Source organism: Aeromonas sp. QDB30 (genome assembly GCF_027707645.1).
In the GTDB taxonomy this organism is placed as follows: domain Bacteria; phylum Pseudomonadota; class Gammaproteobacteria; order Enterobacterales; family Aeromonadaceae; genus Aeromonas; species Aeromonas caviae.
The window spans coordinates 1-19,981 of the sequence record NZ_JAPCIY010000077.1 but is presented as its reverse complement, the minus strand read 5'-3'; the positions used below and the strand labels follow the sequence as shown (position 1 = coordinate 19,981).

The window sequence follows — 19,981 nt, the reverse complement described above, 5'->3', positions numbered from 1 at the left end:
AGCAGCGAAAATCGATACAGAACAGGACCTTAGAAGGAATTTCAAATGAAGTGTTTTCTTAAGGTCCTGTATATGAGTCGTGTCTAATATTTTATGTGTGTATGCATGTTTCAGCAAAGAGCGGAGCGAGCCCTATCAGGTAGTGCGTAATCGCCAAGGTGAACAGATTATGAGGCATAGTACATAAATCCCTGTCGGATGTTGGCCATCTGCTCATCGCGAAAGCGCAGGCTCAGCGGAAGGGTGAGCGCATCTCGATGCAATGGTTGTAACCCTTGCCAATCATGCCGTGTCGCCGCCTTCATCCTTTATCTGTCAAGTCATCAGTTAAAACCCAGATGACTATATCGTTCGAGCAAAGCCGCTTCGATACTGGGGTTTTGCACATGTCGTATTTTCAAGCAGATATTTTCAAACTAATAGACAGATAAGAGGCAGGCGAGACGGACAGGGCAGTTCCTCACAACCACACGGCTTCCTGCTCCAGCGCCATCCCGCTGGCTTGCATTGACCGGATCAATTGCTTCACTTCCACGTCGAAATCGGCTGTCGCAGGGTGTGCCAGCATGGCGTTGAATTCGCGCTGGGTATCCTGCCAAAGCGTGGTACAACCGAAACGCTCGAGACGAGATGGCCACTCGGGCATCAACCACAGGGCCACGCTGTGGCCAAGACGGCTGCGAAGCCGGGCAAAGTTGAGCAGACCCACTCCGTCGTAGTCGGGAAAGAAGTGGATCGCAGGCGCCCGCTGGCGCAAGGCGAGCCAATCCAACAATGTGTTGGGCAATTGGCCACTGTAATAAGCAACACTGGCGGGCTGGGCGCAGGGGAGCCAGTCCAGCTGGTCAAACAGCGCTTGATTTTCCACAAGCCATAGCGGATGTTCGGTATACCAGGTGCTGTCGGCGTGCACAGTCAGAGCGGCGACGCCCAGTTGATCGGTGCTCAGTCGCAAGTCCAGCCGGTTGTCTTTATCGTCTCGCCACGCCACCTGACCGGGACCGGCCTTTAACAGCAGATAGCTGAACTCATGCCCATGATCTGCCCCCTTGCTACGGCGAGTTGCGGCGATGTTACGCGCTCGGCGTGGCAGACCATCGACCAATTCGGCTTGCTCTATCGGCACCAGTTGTCGCCACTGGTGTTCCACCACGGCGGGCAGCCTTATCTCAAATACGACTCCCCTGCCCTCGGGCCGCATCTGTATGCTGCCGGTAGCGCGGGCAAAGCTGCTCAGCTCACGTCGCTGCCCCTCGCTCAATTGAGAGCTGGCAAGCCCTCCTCCAGGGGCTTGGCGCAATTTGCGCAAGGCGGCGATCAAACTACGGCTCATGGTCGCTCCTTGGGAGCAAGCACCAGCCAGCTCTGCCGATTGATATGGTTCTTGCCGGCATGGTGATGGATAGGTACGCAATAGCGTGCCGTGGTCAACGGAGCTGGCGAGGCGCAGATCAGGGCAAAACCGAATTCTGCCGCCACATCGATCAGATTTTTCTGGTTGCGGGTATCCAGCGCCAGCGCCTCATCCAGATAACAGATGGTGCGGATGCGCTTGTTCTTGTGATGCATCAGGTGGAGCATGGCCAGCCCGGTCACCAGCTTGGCCATCAATACGGTGCCGTTGGAGGCAGCACTGTCTATCTCGGTGAAGGACTCCTCCTGCTGATCCTGCTTACCTATCACAAACTCCAGGCGAAACAGATCGGCGACACGGAGCCCTTGCCGGGCATTGCCCTCATCAAACAAGGTCTGTTTGGCGCGATCCAATCGCACATCATCCAGCACGCTTTGCTGATTAAACAGATCGAAGCTCTCCCCCGTCTCCACCTGAGCGGACTTATCGAGCAAAATTTCGATGGCTTCCACCAGGTGTGCTTCATCCCTGGGCTCGATTTTGAAAACCCTGAGGTCGGACAGTTGACGCTGACTCACCAGCCGGTTAAAGCCCCGCATCTGCGCCTTAAAAGCATTCAGCCCCTGTCTGAGCTGTTTCAGGCTGGCGGTGACATTGATCACGGCACTGCGGGCCTTCTTCTCCAATGCCTCGGCTTCTTTTGGCAACATCTGATGGAAATCGAGGATCCGACTCCACTCCTCGTCCTGAGTCGGGCAGTGTTCATACTTGGTGAGTCCGCCAGCGTGCAAATCCTGCAAACCGCGCTGCAACGCGCTGTTCAACGCCAACAATTGACGACTATCGGTCTGGAATTCTTGCAAACGGGTATATAGGGTATCCAGCGTTCTGGTGGCTCCCCCGAGCCAGGGATGGTAGGAAAGAGATTCCAGATAACCGAATTCTGACCCCTGATCCTCGCGCTGGTTACGCATGGTGACGATGCCGTTATGCTCATCATCCAGTCGCATCTGCGCTTGTCGCAAAGCATTGAGTTGATCAACCAAGCTCAATTGCTGCTGGTTAATCGCTGCCAGCTCGGCCTGTAGCCTATCCAGCTCTTGTTCATGGGCTATCAATTGCTCTGCTCGCTGGTCACTCTGGGCCAATAGATGCTGCCAGGTGTCGAAGTCGGCCAGCTCCTGCCGCAGTTGTTGCTGCTCCTGCTCTAATCGTTGCTTGTGTGCCTCGGCCTGGTGGCGCTGCTCGGCTGTTTGCTGCTGCACCTCCAAACTGGCGATATGCCTGTCGGTATCCCTGATCTGCTCCTTCAGCTCGGCTTCACTGAGTTGCTGAAACTGGGGATGCAACCGATGAAGGTTGATGCGCAGGCCAGCCAGCATCAGCGTCTCGCCCGGCGTCTGTGACAACTGTTGTTTCAACCGGGGCATATCCAGTTCGAAATCTGCCGGTCCTAGCTGCATCACTCCGGCCTGGAGCACCCGGTTTAGTCGCAGTAACTCCTCTTCACTCAGATGATCAGCCATGTGTCGATAGAGATTGTCGGTCAAGGTCTCCTGCTGCCGATGCAGGCTCATCGACAACTGCTGTTGCCTACGTAAATCTCGCCTTATGTCCTCTACGCTGCGGCTCTTGACCTGCCCCAGCAGGGTGATCTGAGCCTCCAAATTCTCCTTGACCGCCGCCAGCTGTGTTTCAAGTTGCTCACGTCCCGAAAGCAGGGTAAACCGACGCTCCAGCTCCGCTTGCTGCTGATTGAGCGCCAGCAGCTGAGTATGGGACTGCTGTTTTACGAGCCGTTCGACACTCAGCTCCTGAATACGGCTCCCCGATTGCTTTTGTGCCGTCTCGCATTGCAACACCTTGGCTGCCAATTCCTCTGCTGTGGACTCATAGTAGGAGTGCCACTGCTTGAGGTCTTCTTCTATCTGTGGGCACCAGACGATGAGCTTGCCTCTGAGCGTCAAACGCTCTTGCACTTGTTTGGCCAAGCTCAGGATCCGTGCAGACTGATTGACCGCCGCCTGATACTGAGCCCGTTCACTATTGACCTCGCTAAATGCCTTTTCCCACTCTTGCCGAAAGTCGATGGCCGCATCCGACAAGTCCCGTTTGAAGATTTCCAACAGATAATTTTTGACATCGGCCGAGGTGAGCCTATCCAGCCGTAAGGTACGAGTGAGGACCTGTCGATAGGCAGCAGCATCCGATTGATGCTCCAGATGAAAGAGGGTGAAATCGGGCTCGCTGGCGGCCCGCTTGCGACGACCACCATACAGGGCATCGCGAAAATCATTGGGACTCTTGTAGACAAACACCAGCCGCTGGCGCGTGGCCAGGTGGTTTACCAGTTGGGGCTCCGCCACCAGAGCGCCGCCGTCCAACCGATAATCATCCAGATCCAACGCTCCCTTGTAGGCAAAGTACTGATAGTCATGGCTAACCCCCTTGCCGACACATCCCAGCACCACGGTCCCCGTTTCTGGCAGACAGGCTTCCAGCAGTATGTAGGCGCTGTTGTTGGGGAAGTAGAATCGTTTGGACTTCTCCAGATCGTGGGCGCCAAAGTCCATGCGTCGCTGGTCGATGATCAATAAAAACTGCAGCGCGTTGATGAGGCTGGTTTTACCTGTGTTATTGGGGGCGATGAGTGAGACGGCAGCATCCAGCGGCAACTCGGCTCTCTGATACCCGGCACTGCCCAACAATACCAGACGCTCAAACCCGTACTGGATCATGCTTCCTCCTCCTCATCCAAACCCACCTCTGCCGACTCATCTTCCTCGCCACCCTGCGGCTCATCGAATGAATCGTCTTGGCCAGATGCGCTCAACGATTCGAAGTGTTCCAGATAGCGATAGACCGCCGGCAATAACTGCCAATAACCGTTAAGTGACAACGCAAATCCGAGCTTGACCGCGCTGTCCAGCAACGCGATGAAGCCATCCAGCTCCAACCCCTCGGCCTCAAGGATCTCCTGATGATGCTCGTGAGCCTTGGCCAGCAAGGCCTTGTCTACCCGCCACTCCGTAAAGCGGGACAAGGGTCTGCCCTCATCAGCCTGGGTATCAAACAAGCACATCCATAACAACGCCAGGCGCTTGCTAGTCTTGCTGGCTTGGCTGCCGGACTCCTCGATATGAAACCAGGCATAGCCACGTGGCTCGACTTTAAGCTCAAACCCCAGGGCGGCAAAAATAGCCTGATAGCTTTCCTGACACCGCTCCAGCTCGGCCCACAGGGCAGGCTCCGCCACCCGGTTGAGGTGCTTGCCGCTGTTGAACAGGCGAAACAGCTCACTCAGGGCACCGAGCGACTCCAGATGCGAAATAGAGGTAATCATGATCTCTGGATCCTGTTGGGGTGATAACTGACCAGCACCTCTTGCAAATCCGTTGTGGTGCTATCTGGGTGAAGGCTCGCCAGCCAAAGAGGCTCACGCACCAGTTCGTGGTAGAGTCGCAACAAGGTGGCATCCGGCTGCTCGCCATAATGCTGTAGCAACCAGAGCATCAGGTTCTCCACTGGCAGGCTCTCTTGCAGGTGTTGTTTGAGGGTCTCGTCATCAATGGGCTCAACCAGTGAGGCGTCGAAGGGGACCTCCGTCGGGAAACGGATGAGTTCCGGTATGTACGCCAGGGCGCTGGCCATAAAATCCTTGACCTCGAAGCCTACACTAACGCGTCGCGGTCGCTCCTGCCGCCAGACAGGCAAGGCCCCCTTCGTATTGCGCAACGGCAGAGCTCGCGTGAGGCCACGTTTGCGCACACGCCCCAACAACTGGCTGATGGCGGCAGACAGGCCATTATGCTCGCGCAGCTCTTCACGCAGCGGCAGCAAGGTGGCGGCACATTGCTGGGCTACCAATCTTCCCAACCGCTGCAACTCCTTGGCTTGATAAGAAACCTGACGCAACTGTAACTGGTGGGTATAAAGCCCACCTTGTATGGTGATGGCCTCTACAGCCCGATCCAGAGCCCTCTCCGCCTGCTCCAGAAAGGGATAGAAGTTGCCCGCAAGCCCGGAGTCCATCATCTCGTTCATGGGCTCCACATACTGGTCATAGGCTTCAAGCACTGAGCGATAACGTTGCGCTATTGGCATGGCTGCATCCGCGGATTTAGCCTGTTCGGCCAGCTCCAATATGGCATGGCGATCCTGATCCAATTGCAAACTGATCTGCCGCAACAGGTCTGACATCTTGGCTGAGCCCTGACGCAAATAATCGGGATTGAGTGGTTCAGAACCTTCCAGTATTTGTGCTGTCGCTTGTTTGATGGCCTCGATACGCGCCTTGAGCACGGCAGAAAGCCCTAACTCATGCTCACGTAACAGCCCCCGCGCAAACTCTTGCACCAAGGGGTTGACCTGCAGGGTATCGGTTCGCTCAAGCCACTGCAGGACATCGCTGCTACATAGGCTGCGCAAGATTTCTCCACACTCAGGCTCGCTGTCACTGCCCCGGCTGGACTTGCCAATTAGCCTCAGCACCATCGCCTCATCGAAAGCAGGCCATTCCCGCGAAGCCCGAACCAATGCTTCGATGACGTCCCAATGTTTATGCAGTTGGAATATCAGACTTTTGGGATTTGCCATTCGGTATCCTTGTTCGCTCCCTTGGCCCCAGTCCAAAGAATCATACGATGGACGGCTGGCGTCATTTGACCACAAGAGCATAGAAAGCAACCCAGCTGGCAACAATACTGGATACTTCTACATGTCGTTTTTTCAAGCAGATATCTGACGACTCCGGTCTCCCTTACCGCCATTGCTGCAAATGCTCAAACGCTGAGTGTGGGCCGGACTACCGCCAGGATGTTGGCTTGGATCACGCCTCCAGCAGGCAGATCATGGATGATCGGTATGGAAAATACTCGACGGTAGTGGTCAGTCAACTACCAACGGAAGAGTGGTACGCGAGCTTGGGGGACAACACCCCTGGCAGATGCGATCCTGGACCGGCTGATGCACAACGCTCACCGGCTGTCACTGAAGGGAGAATCGATGAGAAAGAGGAGAAGTGAGTTGACCCAATCTGAACAGTCGAGTTAGAAACGAGATGACATGAGCGCGTTAAGGATCAGGGTGTTCACGTTGGCCGGAATCACTGTTCAACTTCACCGGAATACGCAGGGCCAACACTCTGATTTCCACTGATAACTCCTGGGTCAACATGGGCGTGGCTCAAAAGCCACGATCTTGGCCCAGGTGGGTCAACTTTACTCCGGCGTTAGTGGGTCATTTTTACATCGGCGGTGACATCAATGCGTTAAGGATGATTCCGGTGAGTGTGAACAGTGATTCCGGGATGTTGAACACTGTTTCCGGAAAGGAGGGGCAAAGTGTTCAGGTTGAGGTGTCCTGACAAGATCGGACAGTCCCGGATCAAGCAGCCTGAGCAGTTCTCCAATACCTCTTGTTAAACTCCGCCGGGCTGACATTGCCAAGTCGTGAATGCCGACGCTGGCGGTTGTAAAAAATCTCTATGTATTCCTGAATCGCTGCCTTGGCCTCCGCTCTCGTCTCGAATCTATGGTGGTGAACCAGTTCATTTTTAAGAGACCCCCAGAAGCTTTCTATCGGGGCATTGTCGAAGCAGTTCCCCTTGCGTGACATGGAGGTCTGCATGCCAAATTGTACCTGGAGAGCCCGGTAAGCCTTGGCACAGTACTGACTGCCCCGGTCTGTGTGATGAATAAGCCCAACGGGTGGCCTCTTCTGCTGCACAGCCCGAAACAGCGCCTGACTGACCAACCCGGTGGTCATTCGCTCTCCCATCGCATAACCCACTATCTCACAGGTAAACACATCCTTGAGACCAGCCAGATAAAGTCAGCCTTCGTCGGTGGCAATATAGGTGATCACCGGTCCAGACTTCGTTGGGCTTCGTCGGCGCAAAGACCTGACCAAGGAGATTCTCCGCCACGGGCAGGGAATGAGCAGAATGGGTTGTCGCCTTGAATTTGCGCTTTTGTTTGCAAGACAACCCCATTTCACGGCGCAATCGCCCAATCCGGTCCCGCCCAGCGTAAAATCCTTCGGCGGCCAACTCAGCTTGTAAACGCGATGCGCCATAGGTCTGGCGCGTCTTGCTGTGAGCAGCCCGAATGGCGACCTTGAGTCGTTCATCTTCTTGTTGGCGCTGTGACGGTTGACGCTGGCGCCAGTGGTAGAAGCCCGCACGAGAGACCTCCAGCACACGACAGATAACGGAAATGGGATAGATGTCCTGTTGGTTGGCTATCCACGCGTACTTGGCAGTGACTCCTGAGCAAAGTACGCGGCGGCCTTTTTTATGATGTCGCGCTCCATGTTGGCTTGTGCGAGAGCTTTGCGTAGCCGGGCCACTTCAGCCTCCAGCTCGGCGACAGAACGCGCTCCGGGAATGGCCGATGTATCCTTTCCTCCTTTGGCTGCGACCACCCAGTTGCTCAGTGTGCCTTTGGCAATACCCAACCTTCTGGCGGCTTCAGCTTGGCCAAGGCCTTGCTCCAACACCAGTCGAACCGCCTCTGCCCGAAACTCTGGTGAATAGTGTTCTCTCGATTTCATTCAATACCCCCGATTGTCTCATCGTAACAATCGGGACTGTCTGTGAAAATCAGGATACCTCATCGCGTAATGCCCTGAATCGTTTAGACAATTTCAGGGCCTTCGTCGCACTTATGCTTTTGGCGTTAACATGCCATGTGTCACGATGAAATCGATGATGGTATCCACTCCCTGACCGGTTTTCAGATTGGCGAATGTCCACGGTTTTTGTGGGCGCATACGGTTGGTGTCTGATTCCATTACATCTAAACGCGCACCAACATACGGGGCCAAATCGATTTTATTGATCACTAATAAATCAGATTTGGTAATGCCCGGCCCGCCTTTGCGTGGAATTTTCTCGCCTTCCGCCACATCAATCACATAGATGGTCATATCGGCAAGTTCTGGGCTGAAGGTGGCACTCAGGTTGTCGCCACCGCTCTCAACGAAAACGACATCCAGATTGCCGAATTTCTCACTGAGCGCTTCAACAGCGGCCAGATTCATCGATGCATCTTCACGGATCGCCGTGTGCGGGCAACCACCGGTTTCCACCCCGACAATACGCTCGGCAGGTAACGCGCCTGCTTCGGTTAAAATTCGCTGATCTTCTTTGGTGTAGATATCGTTAGTGACGACGGCGATCTCAAAGTGATCACGCATCTTTTTACATAATACTTCTAACAGCGCAGTCTTGCCGGAACCAACAGGGCCGCCAACGCCAACTCGTAATGGGGATGATGTTTGAGTCATAAGAGTGTCCTTTCCAATCTGATTATGAGCGGAATAACCGCGTGTATTGTATTTCGTGGCATGCACTGGCGATGGCGAGGCAGGTTAAACTGCCTCCGATCTCATCGTCTTGCACAGTGCAAGCCCGTTGGTATTTTTCAGGCAGTTGCGCGGATAATTTTCGAAGCAATGTCTGACCCGCTTGCTGACCAATGGGCACTAATTTAATGGCGGCCATGACGGCACCTTCCAGCAACGCGAATCCCCAGCCCAACGCTAGTTGCTCGACACTCAGGTTGTTTTTTGCACCAAACCACACCATGCCGGCCAGCTGTGAGCGTTTCAGATGAACGGCCATATCAGCACTGCCTGAAATGCCCCAATCTTTGATCACACGGTAAAACGCATCACCGCGCTGCCCCTCTTCCAACCGAAACTCTTCGCTTTCGCGGCTCGCTACCAGCAAATCGATAGCGTCTACAAAAGCAGTCAGATTGTCTTGCCGGGCAGCAACGTAAAGGCGGTTGAGAAGCGGCCAGTCGAGATAGACCAGCCCTTCGTCCATTTGATCAGTCAGCCATTGTTCAAATTCAGCGGCGTTTTTAACCCAACCCGTTTCAACCGCCCATTCCAGCCCTTGCGAATAGGTAAACCCACCCACTGGCAGATTAGGGCTCATCAATTGGAATAGTTGTAACCAACTGACTGGCGAGGTTTGATTGATCGCTGAAAAAATCATGAATTAACCCGCCAACAGTGCTGACGCCGAGGCAAACACCACTGCTGCCCAGCCTTTTTTCAACCATGCTATGTGGTTCGCTTTGCTGCCAACCGCATAACCCACCGCCAGCAACACCAGCGATGAAACCACAGCCCCCGCAGTGAACAACGCGACTTGCCCGACAGGCGCTTCAACACCATGCGCCCAACCATGAAACAGCGCAAAACAAGGTATCATCCAGCTCATTATTGACAAACGATTGGGCGCAAACACCAAGGCACCCGCAAACCAGAGCGAGGCCAGCACCAGCGGTTCCACCAGATTATTGCCGCCCAGCAGCACACCCGCACCAGTACCAACCACCATGGCCAGCAGGGTCAATAATGGCAGCGATAAACGACGCCCCGTTAATGCCGCCAGAAAGCCGCTGCTCAGTAACATCATCAAATGGTCAAGGCCAGTCAGTGGATGCAACACCCCCGATGAAAAACCGTGCTCCATGTGCCCAGGGTGAGCAAAGGCAGGTGTAGCCAGTAACATCAGAGCGATTGCGGTGGTCATACGTGATTTGTTCATATTAAATTCCTTTTTTTACTTATTAATTAGTTGCTTATGATGTTTTCAAAAAACCATGCATCGGCACGACGATCGCTGCACTGGCTGCATGAGAGTGAGCATGCAGATGATCATGGTTGTGACCATGTTCGTGATCATTATGATGATGGTGATGCCCTGCGCCCGCTTGCGATTGGTAAGCGCCAGCCTCTGGTTCAAATGGCGCAAGCTCAACCGCAACCGAGCCACCTAAACCAACCACCATCTCATCGAGCACATAATCGTGCTGATAACGGGCAAAACCGGCCTCGATTTGCAGCGGTACATGGCGATTACCGAGGTGATAGCAGATCCGACTCAGTAGTAACGGGTCATTGCAGCGCACCGTGGAAACCTGCTCTTCGGCGGCTTTTACCATCACGACAACCGCGCCAGCATCGTCAGTCAAACACTCGCCGCCACGTAATAGCTGACCACGAGTCAGGAATAGACCGGCTGCATCGCCATTATCTAAAGTGACTTTCAGGCGGCTTTTGATACGCAGATCGATCGGCAGTGTCAGCGTTGTGAGTAGCGCTTTTCCTGCTGCTTCTTCTGTCGTTAATCGTTGTGTGAGTCGAATCATTTTGTGTTCCCAAGTTCGCCTAGAATAAAAAGTAGCGCTGTGCCATTGGCAACACCGCAGCCGGTTCGCACGTCAGTAATTCGCCATTGGCGCGCACCTGATAGGTCTGGCTGTCGACTTCAATCAGCGGCTGCCAGTCGTTGTGGATCATGTGTGCTTTCTTCACTGAGCGGCAGTTCTTCACTTCCCCAATCAGACTGTTTAATCCCAGTTGCGCAGGCAAACCAGAGCGAATAGCCAAGCCAGACAGGAACGTCATGCGGGTCGAATGCATCGCACGACCGAGCGCACCAAACATCGGGCGGAAATGTACCGGTTGTGGCGTTGGAATAGACGCATTGGCATCACCCATCGGTGCTGCGGCAATCATGCCTCCCTTCAAAATCATGGAAGGTTTCACACCAAAGAAAGCCGGACGCCACAACACCAAATCGGCTAATTTGCCCGGTTCAATCGAACCGACTTCATGGCTGATGCCGTGCGCTAAGGCTGGGTTAATGGTGTATTTGGCGATATAGCGCTTGATACGCGTATTGTCATGTCGTGCTGGGTCGCTACCGAGGCTGCCGCGTTGCACTTTCATTTTGTGCGCAGTCTGCCATGTGCGCGTGATCACCTCACCGACACGTCCCATTGCTTGTGAATCGGATGAAATCATCGAGAATGCACCGAGGTCATGCAGAATATCTTCCGCTGCAATGGTTTCACGGCGAATGCGTGATTCCGCAAACGCGACATCTTCAGGAATGGCAGGGTCAAGATGGTGACAAACCATCAGCATATCGAGATGCTCATCGACCGTATTCACAGTGTAAGGGCGCGTTGGGTTTGTGGAAGACGGCAGCACGTTCGCCAGCCCGCACGCCCTGATAATGTCTGGTGCATGACCACCGCCCGCACCTTCGGTGTGATAGGTGTGAATGGTACGATCACCAATCGCAGCCAGTGTGTCTTCGACAAAGCCGCTTTCGTTCAGTGTATCGGTGTGAATAGCCACTTGCGTGTCGGTCTCTTCTGCCACATTCAAGCAGTTATCAATCGATGCCGGTGTGGAACCCCAATCTTCATGCAGTTTGAGGCCAATGGCGCCTGCGGCGACCTGCTCATGCAGCGCATCGGGTAAGCTGGCATTGCCTTTACCAAGGAAACCCAAGTTCATCGGCAGGCTTTCTGCCGCTTCCAACATGCGCGCCATATACCAAGGACCCGGCGTACACGTTGTGGCATTGGTGCCCGTTGCCGGGCCTGTGCCCCCACCCAACATGGTGGTCACGCCAGAGCAGAGCGCTTCGTCGATCTGTTGCGGGCAGATGAAATGAATATGGCTGTCGATGCCACCCGCTGTGACAATAGAGCCTTCCCCCGCGATCACTTCGGTGCCCGGGCCAATCACTAATGTCACGCCCGGTTGCACATCAGGGTTACCCGCTTTGCCGATGCCGGCAATACGGCCATTTTTAACCCCGATATCCGCTTTAACGATGCCCCAATGGTCGATGATCAGCGCGTTGGTGATCACCAAGTCAAGGCAATAACGACTCAGCGCCTGCCCCTGACCCTGACCATCGCGAATGACTTTTCCACCACCGAATTTCACTTCGTCGCCATAAATGGTGAAATCTTTTTCCACCTCCAGCCATAACTCGGTGTCAGCCAACCGCACCCGATCGCCCGTGGTTGGGCCGAACATATCGGCATAGGCTTGTCTGGAAATAATACTCATGCCTGAACTCCCTGTTCGTTCTGTGCACCCTGATCACTTTGCGCAATTTCATCTAACGGGCCCATCACATCGCCACGGAAACCATACACATGGCGGCGCCCCGCGTATGCCACCAACATGACCGTGCGGGTCTGGCCCGGTTCGAAACGCACCGCAGTGCCAGCAGGAATATCAAGGCGAAAACCGCGCGTGGCAGCACGGTCAAACTGCAAGGCAGGGTTGGTTTCAAAGAAGTGGTAATGTGAGCCGATCTGGATCGGGCGATCGCCTGTGTTGGCAACAGCCACTTGTAACGTCGCACGGCCTTCGTTGAGTAGCAGTTCACCATCGGCAACCTGAATTTCTCCGGGGATCATAGGCGCTCCTTAAATGATGGGTTGATGAACGGTGACCAGCTTGGTGCCGTCAGGGAATGTCGCCTCGACCTGCACATCGGGGATCATTTCGGGTATGCCATCCATCACCTCATCGCGAGTCAAAATGGTGCGACCGTAATTCATCAACTCGGCGACCGTCTGGCCATCACGGGCCCCTTCCAAAATCGCAGCACTGATCAGCGCAATCGCTTCCGGATGATTGAGTTTTAAACCACGCGCTTTACGTCGCTCGGCCACCAGTGCGGCGGTAAACAGCAGTAACTTGTCCTTTTCGCGAGGGGTCAGATCCATCTTGTTCTCCTTGTAAACCGTAATCAGGTATTCCAGATCCGCGGACGACATGCGGGGCACCCAATCACCGTCGGGCGCAATGCTTGCCAAATCGTCTGCATTAATTGTTGTAACGGCTCGTTGTGTGCGCCGAGCAAGCGCACAATCAGTAAGTCATTGAGTAAGGTCACGCCAGCCGGTGCTGCGTAGCCTTGCAGTAATTCACGTACCAGTTCCCGTTCTGTTTCAGAACAAGGCGATGCGATGAGGGTCGCGACCAGCGGATAGCCTGCTAAACCTGCCCGGCGCTCGAGATCAGCGGCATCAAGCACCCGCAACGATTCATTCAGGCATAACCGCTGGTTACGATAGACGCGCCAACGGCTGCGTAACTGCCCTTCCAAAAATCGCTCTTCATTGACGGGCCGACCAAGCGAGATGCACTCCCAAGCGATCAATCGCGAATCACTTTCCAGATGGAAGGTGCTCTGCAGTTGCAAATTGGCACCGGGAAACAGAATGTTATCTTGCGGTAGCCACTCCAAAGCGGCACCTTCCGCCAGTTGGAAGGTTTGTGTGACCTTCGATTGTGGCCCCGCGCTACGATAAAACTTGGTGGCACCAGGGGTAGTCAGCAGCGCATGCGCCTCCTGTTCCACCTTAATTTGCACATCGAGCTCATCGCCACCTACCACGCCACCCGGTGGATGCAGCAGGTAGAGATGACAAGGCATGCCTTCGGGGTAGAATGGTCGTTGCACGGTCAGCGGGCCGTACTGGCGTCGTTCGGCCAGCACGGTCTGATTGCCGCGACGAGAAAACCCCAGCGACAAATGCGCTTGCCAGCCGGTTTGCATGGTTGCTATCGCTGCCGGTTGCATCGTCATACCGTCAGATATTCCTTGATCAGCCCTTCGTTGAGATCAGCCATCAGGCCGTCAGCAACACGACGACCGCGATCGAGCAGGCAGAAGCGATCGCCGACTTTGCGGGCAAACGGCAGTTTCTGTTCGACCAGTAACACAGTCAGGCCGATATCACGGTTGAGTTTGCGGATGATGTCGCCAATTTCACTGACGATGTTCGGCTGAATACCTTCGGTGGGTTCATCTAAAATCAGCAGTTTCGGATCAAGCACCAGCGCACGACCAATCGCGAGCTGTTGCTGCTGACCGCCGGATAAATCGCCACCACGACGCTGTTTCATCTCTTTCAACACAGGGAACAGTTCATACACCTGATCGGGGATCTGGCGCTTGTTATCGCGACGCGCAGGCAGTCCGATCTTGAGATTTTCTTCGACCGTCAGCAGTGGGAAAATCTGACGACCTTGCGGTACGTAACCGATGCCAATTTCCGCACGCCGCTCGACCGAAAACTTGCTGATGTCTTGACCATCAAATTCAATCTGACCGCTTTTAACTGGCAATTGCCCCATCAACACATTCAACAGCGTGGTTTTACCCACGCCGTTACGACCCATCAAACAGAGACATTCACCCTGTGCGATCTCGATGTCCAGATCCCACAGCGTGTGCGATTGGCCGTAAAATTGATTAATACCGGATAACTTCAGCATGCTGATTCCCCCAGATATACCTCGATCACTTTCGGATCAGCCTGCACCTGACTCATGGAGCCTTCCGCCAGCACCGAGCCTTGATGTAATACCGTGACTTTATTGGCAATCGAGCGCACGAAATCCATATCGTGCTCCACCACCACGACGGAGTGTTTGCCCGCCAGCTGTTTCAGCAGTTCAGCGGTGCGTTCCATCTCCTGATGCGTCATTCCTGCCACCGGTTCATCGACAAGCAGCAATTCCGGGCGCTGCATCAGCAGCATGCCAATTTCCAGCCACTGCTTTTGGCCGTGCGACAACACACCCGCTTGGCGATGACGCTCAGCAACCAGACCAATCAGCAGCAGCGTTGCTTCAAGATGATCGCGATCTTCACCAGACAGTTTGCTAACAAAGGTCTGCCAAACGCCTTTATTCCCCGCCATGGCCAGTTCAAGGTTTTCTTCCACCGTAAGCGGTTCAAACACGGTTGGTTTTTGGAATTTACGACCTATGCCTGCTTCAGCTATCGCCGGTTCATCGAGTTCCAACAAGTTGATGTTCTGACCAAACCACGCCGAGCCGGTGTCAGGGCGTGTTTTGCCGGTAATAACATCCATCATGGTGCTTTTACCTGCCCCGTTCGGGCCGATAATGCAGCGCAGTTCGCCTTTGTTGATGTAGAGGTTGAGGTTATTCAGTGCTTTAAAACCGTCGAAACTGACGTTGATATCTTCCAGATAGAGGATCACACCATGCCGTAAATCGAGTTTCACTGGCGCTGGTGGTGCCATCCGTTCGCGCAAGTAGGTCGGTGTTAAGATCGTTTTGGTTTGTGCAAACATGTTCATCACACCGCCTCCTTGCGATTGAATAAACCGGTAACACCTTTTGGCAGGAACAGCGTGACCAACACGAACAGCGCACCCAATGCGTAGAGCCATTCATCAGGCAGAATGCCGGTAAACACCGACTTGGCGTAGTTGACCAAAATTGCGCCGACCACCGCGCCATAAAGCGTCGCCCGGCCACCGACGGCCACCCAGATCACCAGTTCAATCGAGTTCAGCGGAGAAAACTCGCCCGGATTGATAATGCCGACTTGTGGCACATACAGCGCACCAGCAACGCCAGCCAACATGGCGGAGAACACGAAGATCGCGAGTTTGAAATATTCCACCCGGTAGCCCATAAAGCGGGTGCGCATCTCTGCATCGCGGATCGCCACTGCAACACGCCCCAGTTTCGAACCGACAATCACGCGGCAGACCAGATAAGCCAGACAGAGCACAACCGCCGTAATGAGGAATAACGCCGCACGAGTTGCATCGTCGGTCAGACTAAAACCGATGATGTCTTTGAAGTCGGTTAAGCCGTTATTACCACCAAAACCCATTTCATTGCGGAAGAACGCCAGCAGCAGTGCGTAGGTCATTGCCTGCGTCATGATCGACAGATAAACGCCGGTCACACGCGAGCGAAACGCCAGCCAGCCGAACACAAACGCGAGCAAGCCCGGAACCAGCACCACCATCAGCATGGCAAACCAGAAATGGTTCATGCCATACCAGAACCATGGCAGTTCATGCCAGTTCAGGAACACCATGAAATCTGGCAAAATCGGATCGCCATACACTCCGCGCGTGCCGATCTGACGCATCAGATACATGCCCATCGCGTAGCCACCCAGCGCAAAAAAAGCGCCGTGACCGAGACTTAAAATGCCGAGATAACCCCAGACCAAATCAAGCGCCACGGCAAGCAGGGCGTAACACAAATACTTGCCTAACAGCGTCACAGTGTTGGAACCGACATACAGCGCGCTGCCATGTGGCAACAGCAGGTTTGATAACACCACCAGCACCGAGCCAACCAGAATGGCACTGAGCAAACTCAGGCCCGCTTTATCTTTGAATACAGAATTAAATAGCATGTTTTTAGCCCTCAACCGCACGGCCACGTTGCGGAAACAGCCCGCGCGGGCGTTTCTGAATAAACAGAATGATCGCAACCAGAATCAGGATTTTTGCCAGCACAGCACCGGCATACGGTTCCAACAGTTTATTCGCCACACCCAGTGACAGACCCGCCACCAACGTGCCCCATAAATTGCCGACACCGCCAAACACCACCACCATGAAGGAGTCGATGATGTAACCCTGCCCTAAGTTCGGGCCAACGTTGGTCAGCTGAGACAACGCCACACCAGCAATACCAGCGATGCCTGATCCCAGACCGAAAGTTCTGGCATTCACCCAATCTGAGCGAACACCCATGTTGCGAGCCATAGCGCGGTTTTGCGAAACCGCGCGTACTTCCAACCCCAAACGACTGCGTTTCAGCAACCACATCAGGCCAGCAAAAACCAACAGGCTAAACAGAATGATGAACATGCGGTTCAGGGTCAGCGACAGGAAGTCGTTCCACACCCATGTGCCACTCATCCACGAAGGCATAACCACACTTTGGTTCAGCGGGGAGAAAATTGAGCGCACCGCTTGTTGTAACAGCAGGCTGATCCCGAAGGTTGCCAGCAGGGTTTCGAGCGGGCGGCCATATAAGAAACGGATCACACTGCGCTCAATGACAATGCCGACTAAGCCCGAGACACAAAATGCCGCAGGAATAGAGAGAAGTAACGCAATGCCCGGTTCATTCGGTAATAGTTTTTGCATCACGAAGGTGGTGTAGGCACCCAGCATCATCATCTCGCCATGCGCCATGTTGATCACGCCCATTACACCAAAGGTGATCGCCAGACCAATGCCTGCTAACACTAAAATGGAACCGAGGCTGATACCGAAATAGAGGGTTTCAATGCCACTGTAAAATGACTGACTGCGTTCGAGCTTTTTCACCGCTGCTGCGGCGGCGGATTTCACTTTGGCATCGGTATCGTTCTGAGCAACGGATTTCAGCTGCCCTACTACTTCTGGGTTATGCACTTCACTGAGTGCATCGACTGCGCTCAGGCGTACCACAGCATCGCTATCGACTAATTTGCTGAATGCGATCACCATGTCATAGGCGGCTAATACCTTGGCATCGGTCTCTTTTTGTTGATGGGCAATCAGCGCAGCACGATCGGAATCAGCTACCTTCCCCAACATCGATTTCACTGCCTGCAAACGTTTCTCTGCATTCGGATCATTTAAGTGCGTATTCCGGTGAAGTTGAACAGTGATTCCGGAATCTGTGAACACCATTTCCGGAAAGTATGCGGCCAGGTATTCTGCGAGCAGAAGCTGAGCTTTGAGGGGAGGCATCTTTTCGACTCACCGAACAAGCCAGCAGCCAAGCGCAGCGCGGCAGTTGTGGGTCCAGGTCATTGGAGCATGACGGTTCATCTGACATCAGAGTTCGCGCTCTGAGGTGTCCGGAAACGGTGTACACGCAAGCCGGAATCAGCGTTCATTTTAAACCGGAATAGGTGTTCATTTTCGACCGGAATATGCATTAAGGCCAGTTGAGCTGATAATTCAGCAATTTGGCGGCGCAAGGCATTGTTCATCGCCACCCGTTTGAAATCAGAACTGTCACCGGCAACTGCTTGTTTGTCGGTTAAATTAACAAATATTTCGCCCTGACGAATGACCATCAGTTCGTCACTTTTACGGAAAAACAGCTCACCGTTATCCAACGCAATAAAAAGATCAGATGCATAAGGTTCACCGCTGGCAGCAATTGTCGTGATGGCCTCTTTCTTGGCGGTAAAATCACGACCACTCAGTGCTTTTAATGCCTCATCGGTGGTCATCGCCTGCGCCATGACACTCCAGAGACCCATCATCAGGGTTAAACCAACCACGATGATTCGACTGCATCCTGCCTGTATTAATCGCATCATGCTTTCCTTGTCCCAGAGAAAATGAACTTTCTCTCTTTAATTCCGAAGGTGTTAAAAATTCAGGGCGGAATATCTCCCGCCCTGTCAGTCACGGAATTAACCGCCGCATTTACCTGTTTTCACGTTGAAGTTGCCGCAAGAGAGCGGTTTACGCCAATCGGAGATCAGGTCTTTTGAGCCTGGTAAGAAGTCAGACCATTCGTCACCAACAACAGTACCTTTGGTTTCAGAAACCACTTCGAACTGGCCGTCGTCCTGAATTTCACCGATCAGCACAGGTTTCGTGATGTGATGGTTTGGCATCATGGCTGCGTAACCACCAGTCAGGTTAGGCACAGAAACACCGATCAGGGCATCTTGTACTTTCGCCGGGTCAGTAGTGCCCGCTTTTTCAACCGCTTTCACCCACATGTTGAAACCGATGTAAGTCGCTTCCATTGGGTCGTTGGTTACAAGCTCTTTTTTACCGGTAAATTTGTGCCATTTTTCGATGAAATCTTTGTTTGCTGGGGTGTCTACGCTTTCAAAGTAATTCCATGCCGCCAGATGGCCAACCAACGGTTTAGTGTCGATACCTGACAGCTCTTCTTCACCAACAGAGAACGCCACCACTGGGATGTCTTGTGCAGAGACGCCTTGGTTGCCTAACTCTTTATAGAAAGGCACGTTCGCATCGCCGTTGATAGTAGAAACCACCGCAGTTTTCTTGCCCGCAGAACCGAATTTCTTCACATCAGCTACGATTGACTGCCAGTCTGAGTGACCAAACGGGGTGTAGTTCACCATGATGTCAGACGCTTTCACGCCTTTGGCTTTCAGGTAAGCTTCCAGAATTTTGTTGGTGGTGCGTGGATAGACATAGTCAGTACCCAGCAGAGCCCAACGCTCTACGCCCTGTTCCATCAGGTAATCAACCGCTGGAATCGCCTGCTGGTTTGGTGCAGCACCGGTATAGAATACGTTTTTGGATGACTCTTCCCCTTCATACTGCACAGGGTAGAACAGCACGCTGTTCAGCTCTTCCACTACTGGCAGCACTGATTTACGGGAAACGGAAGTCCAGCAGCCGAAAATGGCAGAGACTTTGTCTTTTTGAACCAACTCACGCGCTTTTTCAGCGAACAGCGGCCAGTTTGACGCAGGGTCAACCACCACAGGCTCCAGTTTTTTGCCCAGCAATCCGCCTTTCTTGTTCTGCTCATCAATCAGCATAAGCATGGTGTCTTTCAGTGTGGTTTCACTGATCGCCATGGTGCCAGACAGCGAGTGCAAGATACCCACTTTGATGGTGTCATCTGCAGCAAACGCGTGACTACCAAATAAAGACGCAGCCAGAATAGAACTTGCGAGTAGTTTCCTTTTCATGCGTATTCTTCCTTAAATTAGTTTTCAGCTATGAACAAACCCTGCTTCGGTATCTGTTCATTTGAAGCTTCAAGACAATCACCCTTTGAACAAGCAGGTTCAGTATTGAGAAAAAACAGCGGGCTAAATATGCGCATATCGTGCAGAGAACTACGTCAAATGACGTATATGTGAATGGCTGATAATTCGATACACTGATGTGGGAGGATGTCTTTCCTCACTTGATCGCAAGGAGTGAAACGGGAATTCAGATAATAAGTGCGACACTCATGGATGAATGGCGAGAGGTGGCCAACTGCTGATTGGTGGTACCCTTC

At 53.5% G+C, this 19,981-nt stretch carries 18 protein-coding genes and 2 pseudogenes; 1 reads left to right on the top strand and 19 read right to left on the bottom strand.

The features are described from left to right. Positions 1–460: 460 nt before the first annotated feature. The 4 genes from PG896_RS17775 to PG896_RS17760 are packed head-to-tail and all read right to left on the bottom strand — an operon-like array spanning position 461 to position 5,950. Positions 461–1,333: a hypothetical protein gene (locus PG896_RS17775; RefSeq protein ID WP_021140990.1), complete on the bottom strand. Its 873-nt coding sequence runs from the start codon at positions 1,331–1,333 to the stop codon at positions 461–463. Beyond that, positions 1,330–4,092 (bottom strand): hypothetical protein, encoded by a 2,763-nt coding sequence (locus PG896_RS17770; protein WP_270836013.1) that lies wholly within the window; start codon positions 4,090–4,092, stop codon positions 1,330–1,332. The genes PG896_RS17775 and PG896_RS17770 overlap by 4 nt, the downstream gene beginning before the upstream one ends. Beyond that, positions 4,089–4,697: a condensin complex protein MksE gene (locus PG896_RS17765; protein ID WP_005330555.1), complete on the bottom strand. Its 609-nt coding sequence runs from the start codon at positions 4,695–4,697 to the stop codon at positions 4,089–4,091. The genes PG896_RS17770 and PG896_RS17765 overlap by 4 nt, the downstream gene beginning before the upstream one ends. Further along, positions 4,694–5,950, bottom strand: coding sequence for a hypothetical protein (locus PG896_RS17760; protein WP_103858836.1), 1,257 nt, complete (start codon positions 5,948–5,950; stop codon positions 4,694–4,696). Before PG896_RS17760 ends, PG896_RS17765 begins: the two co-directional genes overlap by 4 nt. A gap of 251 nt (positions 5,951–6,201) precedes the next feature. Between PG896_RS17760 and istB the strand changes: the two are divergent. Further along, positions 6,202–6,406 (top strand): annotated as a pseudogene (gene istB / locus PG896_RS17755) (IS21-like element ISAs29 family helper ATPase IstB); the annotation flags it as partial. 333 nt (positions 6,407–6,739) lie between these two features. Here istB and PG896_RS17750 read toward each other — a convergent pair. From PG896_RS17750 to urtA, 15 genes and pseudogenes are all read right to left on the bottom strand, one after another. After that, a pseudogene (locus tag PG896_RS17750) lies at positions 6,740–7,906 on the bottom strand (IS3-like element ISAeme20 family transposase). Between the two features lie 111 nt (positions 7,907–8,017). Continuing rightward, positions 8,018–8,641 (bottom strand): urease accessory protein UreG, encoded by a 624-nt coding sequence (ureG, locus tag PG896_RS17745; protein WP_053288401.1) that lies wholly within the window; start codon positions 8,639–8,641, stop codon positions 8,018–8,020. A 22-nt stretch (positions 8,642–8,663) separates the two neighbouring features. Continuing rightward, complete coding sequence (locus tag PG896_RS17740) at positions 8,664–9,359, bottom strand: urease accessory protein UreF (protein WP_109112777.1); 696 nt, start codon at positions 9,357–9,359, stop codon at positions 8,664–8,666. A 3-nt stretch (positions 9,360–9,362) separates the two neighbouring features. After that, positions 9,363–9,917 carry a HupE/UreJ family protein gene (locus PG896_RS17735; protein WP_197970407.1) on the bottom strand — a complete coding sequence of 185 codons (555 nt, stop codon included), beginning with the start codon at positions 9,915–9,917 and terminating at the stop codon, positions 9,363–9,365. A gap of 34 nt (positions 9,918–9,951) precedes the next feature. Continuing rightward, positions 9,952–10,521 (bottom strand): urease accessory protein UreE, encoded by a 570-nt coding sequence (gene ureE / locus PG896_RS17730; protein WP_109112776.1) that lies wholly within the window; start codon positions 10,519–10,521, stop codon positions 9,952–9,954. Positions 10,522–10,540: 19 nt separating this feature from the next. Beyond that, on the bottom strand, positions 10,541–12,244 hold the full coding sequence (gene ureC, locus PG896_RS17725; protein WP_109422133.1) for an urease subunit alpha: 1,704 nt from the start codon (positions 12,242–12,244) through the stop codon (positions 10,541–10,543). Beyond that, on the bottom strand, positions 12,241–12,600 hold the full coding sequence (locus PG896_RS17720) for an urease subunit beta (protein WP_053288398.1): 360 nt from the start codon (positions 12,598–12,600) through the stop codon (positions 12,241–12,243). Before PG896_RS17720 ends, ureC begins: the two co-directional genes overlap by 4 nt. 9 nt (positions 12,601–12,609) lie before the next feature. Then, a complete protein-coding gene (locus PG896_RS17715; RefSeq protein ID WP_053288397.1) occupies positions 12,610–12,912 on the bottom strand; it encodes an urease subunit gamma in 303 nt (100 codons plus the stop codon). Between the two features lie 23 nt (positions 12,913–12,935). After that, positions 12,936–13,778 (bottom strand): urease accessory protein UreD, encoded by an 843-nt coding sequence (locus PG896_RS17710; RefSeq protein ID WP_053288396.1) that lies wholly within the window; start codon positions 13,776–13,778, stop codon positions 12,936–12,938. Further along, complete coding sequence (gene urtE / locus PG896_RS17705; protein ID WP_053288395.1) at positions 13,775–14,470, bottom strand: urea ABC transporter ATP-binding subunit UrtE; 696 nt, start codon at positions 14,468–14,470, stop codon at positions 13,775–13,777. The genes PG896_RS17710 and urtE overlap by 4 nt, the downstream gene beginning before the upstream one ends. Next, entirely contained in the window at positions 14,464–15,303 is an 840-nt protein-coding gene (urtD, locus tag PG896_RS17700) for an urea ABC transporter ATP-binding protein UrtD (RefSeq protein ID WP_109112775.1), read from the bottom strand. The genes urtE and urtD overlap by 7 nt, the downstream gene beginning before the upstream one ends. Beyond that, positions 15,303–16,385: an urea ABC transporter permease subunit UrtC gene (gene urtC / locus PG896_RS17695; RefSeq protein WP_270836012.1), complete on the bottom strand. Its 1,083-nt coding sequence runs from the start codon at positions 16,383–16,385 to the stop codon at positions 15,303–15,305. The genes urtD and urtC overlap by 1 nt, the downstream gene beginning before the upstream one ends. A gap of 4 nt (positions 16,386–16,389) precedes the next feature. Continuing rightward, a complete protein-coding gene (urtB, locus tag PG896_RS17690; protein WP_270836011.1) occupies positions 16,390–17,718 on the bottom strand; it encodes an urea ABC transporter permease subunit UrtB in 1,329 nt (442 codons plus the stop codon). A gap of 77 nt (positions 17,719–17,795) precedes the next feature. Then, positions 17,796–18,296, bottom strand: a complete 501-nt coding sequence (locus PG896_RS17685) for a hypothetical protein (RefSeq protein WP_270836010.1) — start codon at positions 18,294–18,296, stop codon at positions 17,796–17,798. A 99-nt stretch (positions 18,297–18,395) separates the two neighbouring features. Next, positions 18,396–19,664: an urea ABC transporter substrate-binding protein gene (gene urtA, locus PG896_RS17680; RefSeq protein ID WP_185702506.1), complete on the bottom strand. Its 1,269-nt coding sequence runs from the start codon at positions 19,662–19,664 to the stop codon at positions 18,396–18,398. Positions 19,665–19,981 lie beyond the last annotated feature (317 nt).

Excerpts from the sequence above, each read along its gene's own strand:
- PG896_RS17775 (WP_021140990.1), bottom strand. The coding sequence starts at position 1,333 with ATGAGCCGTAGTTTGATCGCCGCCTTGCGCAAATTGCGCCAAGCCCCT.
- PG896_RS17770 (WP_270836013.1), bottom strand. The coding sequence starts at position 4,092 with ATGATCCAGTACGGGTTTGAGCGTCTGGTATTGTTGGGCAGTGCCGGG.
- PG896_RS17765 (WP_005330555.1), bottom strand. The coding sequence starts at position 4,697 with ATGATTACCTCTATTTCGCATCTGGAGTCGCTCGGTGCCCTGAGTGAG.
- PG896_RS17760 (WP_103858836.1), bottom strand. The coding sequence starts at position 5,950 with ATGGCAAATCCCAAAAGTCTGATATTCCAACTGCATAAACATTGGGAC.
- ureG (WP_053288401.1), bottom strand. The coding sequence starts at position 8,641 with ATGACTCAAACATCATCCCCATTACGAGTTGGCGTTGGCGGCCCTGTT.
- PG896_RS17740 (WP_109112777.1), bottom strand. The coding sequence starts at position 9,359 with ATGATTTTTTCAGCGATCAATCAAACCTCGCCAGTCAGTTGGTTACAA.
- PG896_RS17735 (WP_197970407.1), bottom strand. The coding sequence starts at position 9,917 with ATGAACAAATCACGTATGACCACCGCAATCGCTCTGATGTTACTGGCT.
- ureE (WP_109112776.1), bottom strand. The coding sequence starts at position 10,521 with ATGATTCGACTCACACAACGATTAACGACAGAAGAAGCAGCAGGAAAA.
- ureC (WP_109422133.1), bottom strand. The coding sequence starts at position 12,244 with ATGAGTATTATTTCCAGACAAGCCTATGCCGATATGTTCGGCCCAACC.
- PG896_RS17720 (WP_053288398.1), bottom strand. The coding sequence starts at position 12,600 with ATGATCCCCGGAGAAATTCAGGTTGCCGATGGTGAACTGCTACTCAAC.
- PG896_RS17715 (WP_053288397.1), bottom strand. The coding sequence starts at position 12,912 with ATGGATCTGACCCCTCGCGAAAAGGACAAGTTACTGCTGTTTACCGCC.
- PG896_RS17710 (WP_053288396.1), bottom strand. The coding sequence starts at position 13,778 with ATGACGATGCAACCGGCAGCGATAGCAACCATGCAAACCGGCTGGCAA.
- urtE (WP_053288395.1), bottom strand. The coding sequence starts at position 14,470 with ATGCTGAAGTTATCCGGTATTAATCAATTTTACGGCCAATCGCACACG.
- urtD (WP_109112775.1), bottom strand. The coding sequence starts at position 15,303 with ATGAACATGTTTGCACAAACCAAAACGATCTTAACACCGACCTACTTG.
- urtC (WP_270836012.1), bottom strand. The coding sequence starts at position 16,385 with ATGCTATTTAATTCTGTATTCAAAGATAAAGCGGGCCTGAGTTTGCTC.
- urtB (WP_270836011.1), bottom strand. The coding sequence starts at position 17,718 with ATGCCTCCCCTCAAAGCTCAGCTTCTGCTCGCAGAATACCTGGCCGCA.
- PG896_RS17685 (WP_270836010.1), bottom strand. The coding sequence starts at position 18,296 with ATGCGATTAATACAGGCAGGATGCAGTCGAATCATCGTGGTTGGTTTA.
- urtA (WP_185702506.1), bottom strand. The coding sequence starts at position 19,664 with ATGAAAAGGAAACTACTCGCAAGTTCTATTCTGGCTGCGTCTTTATTT.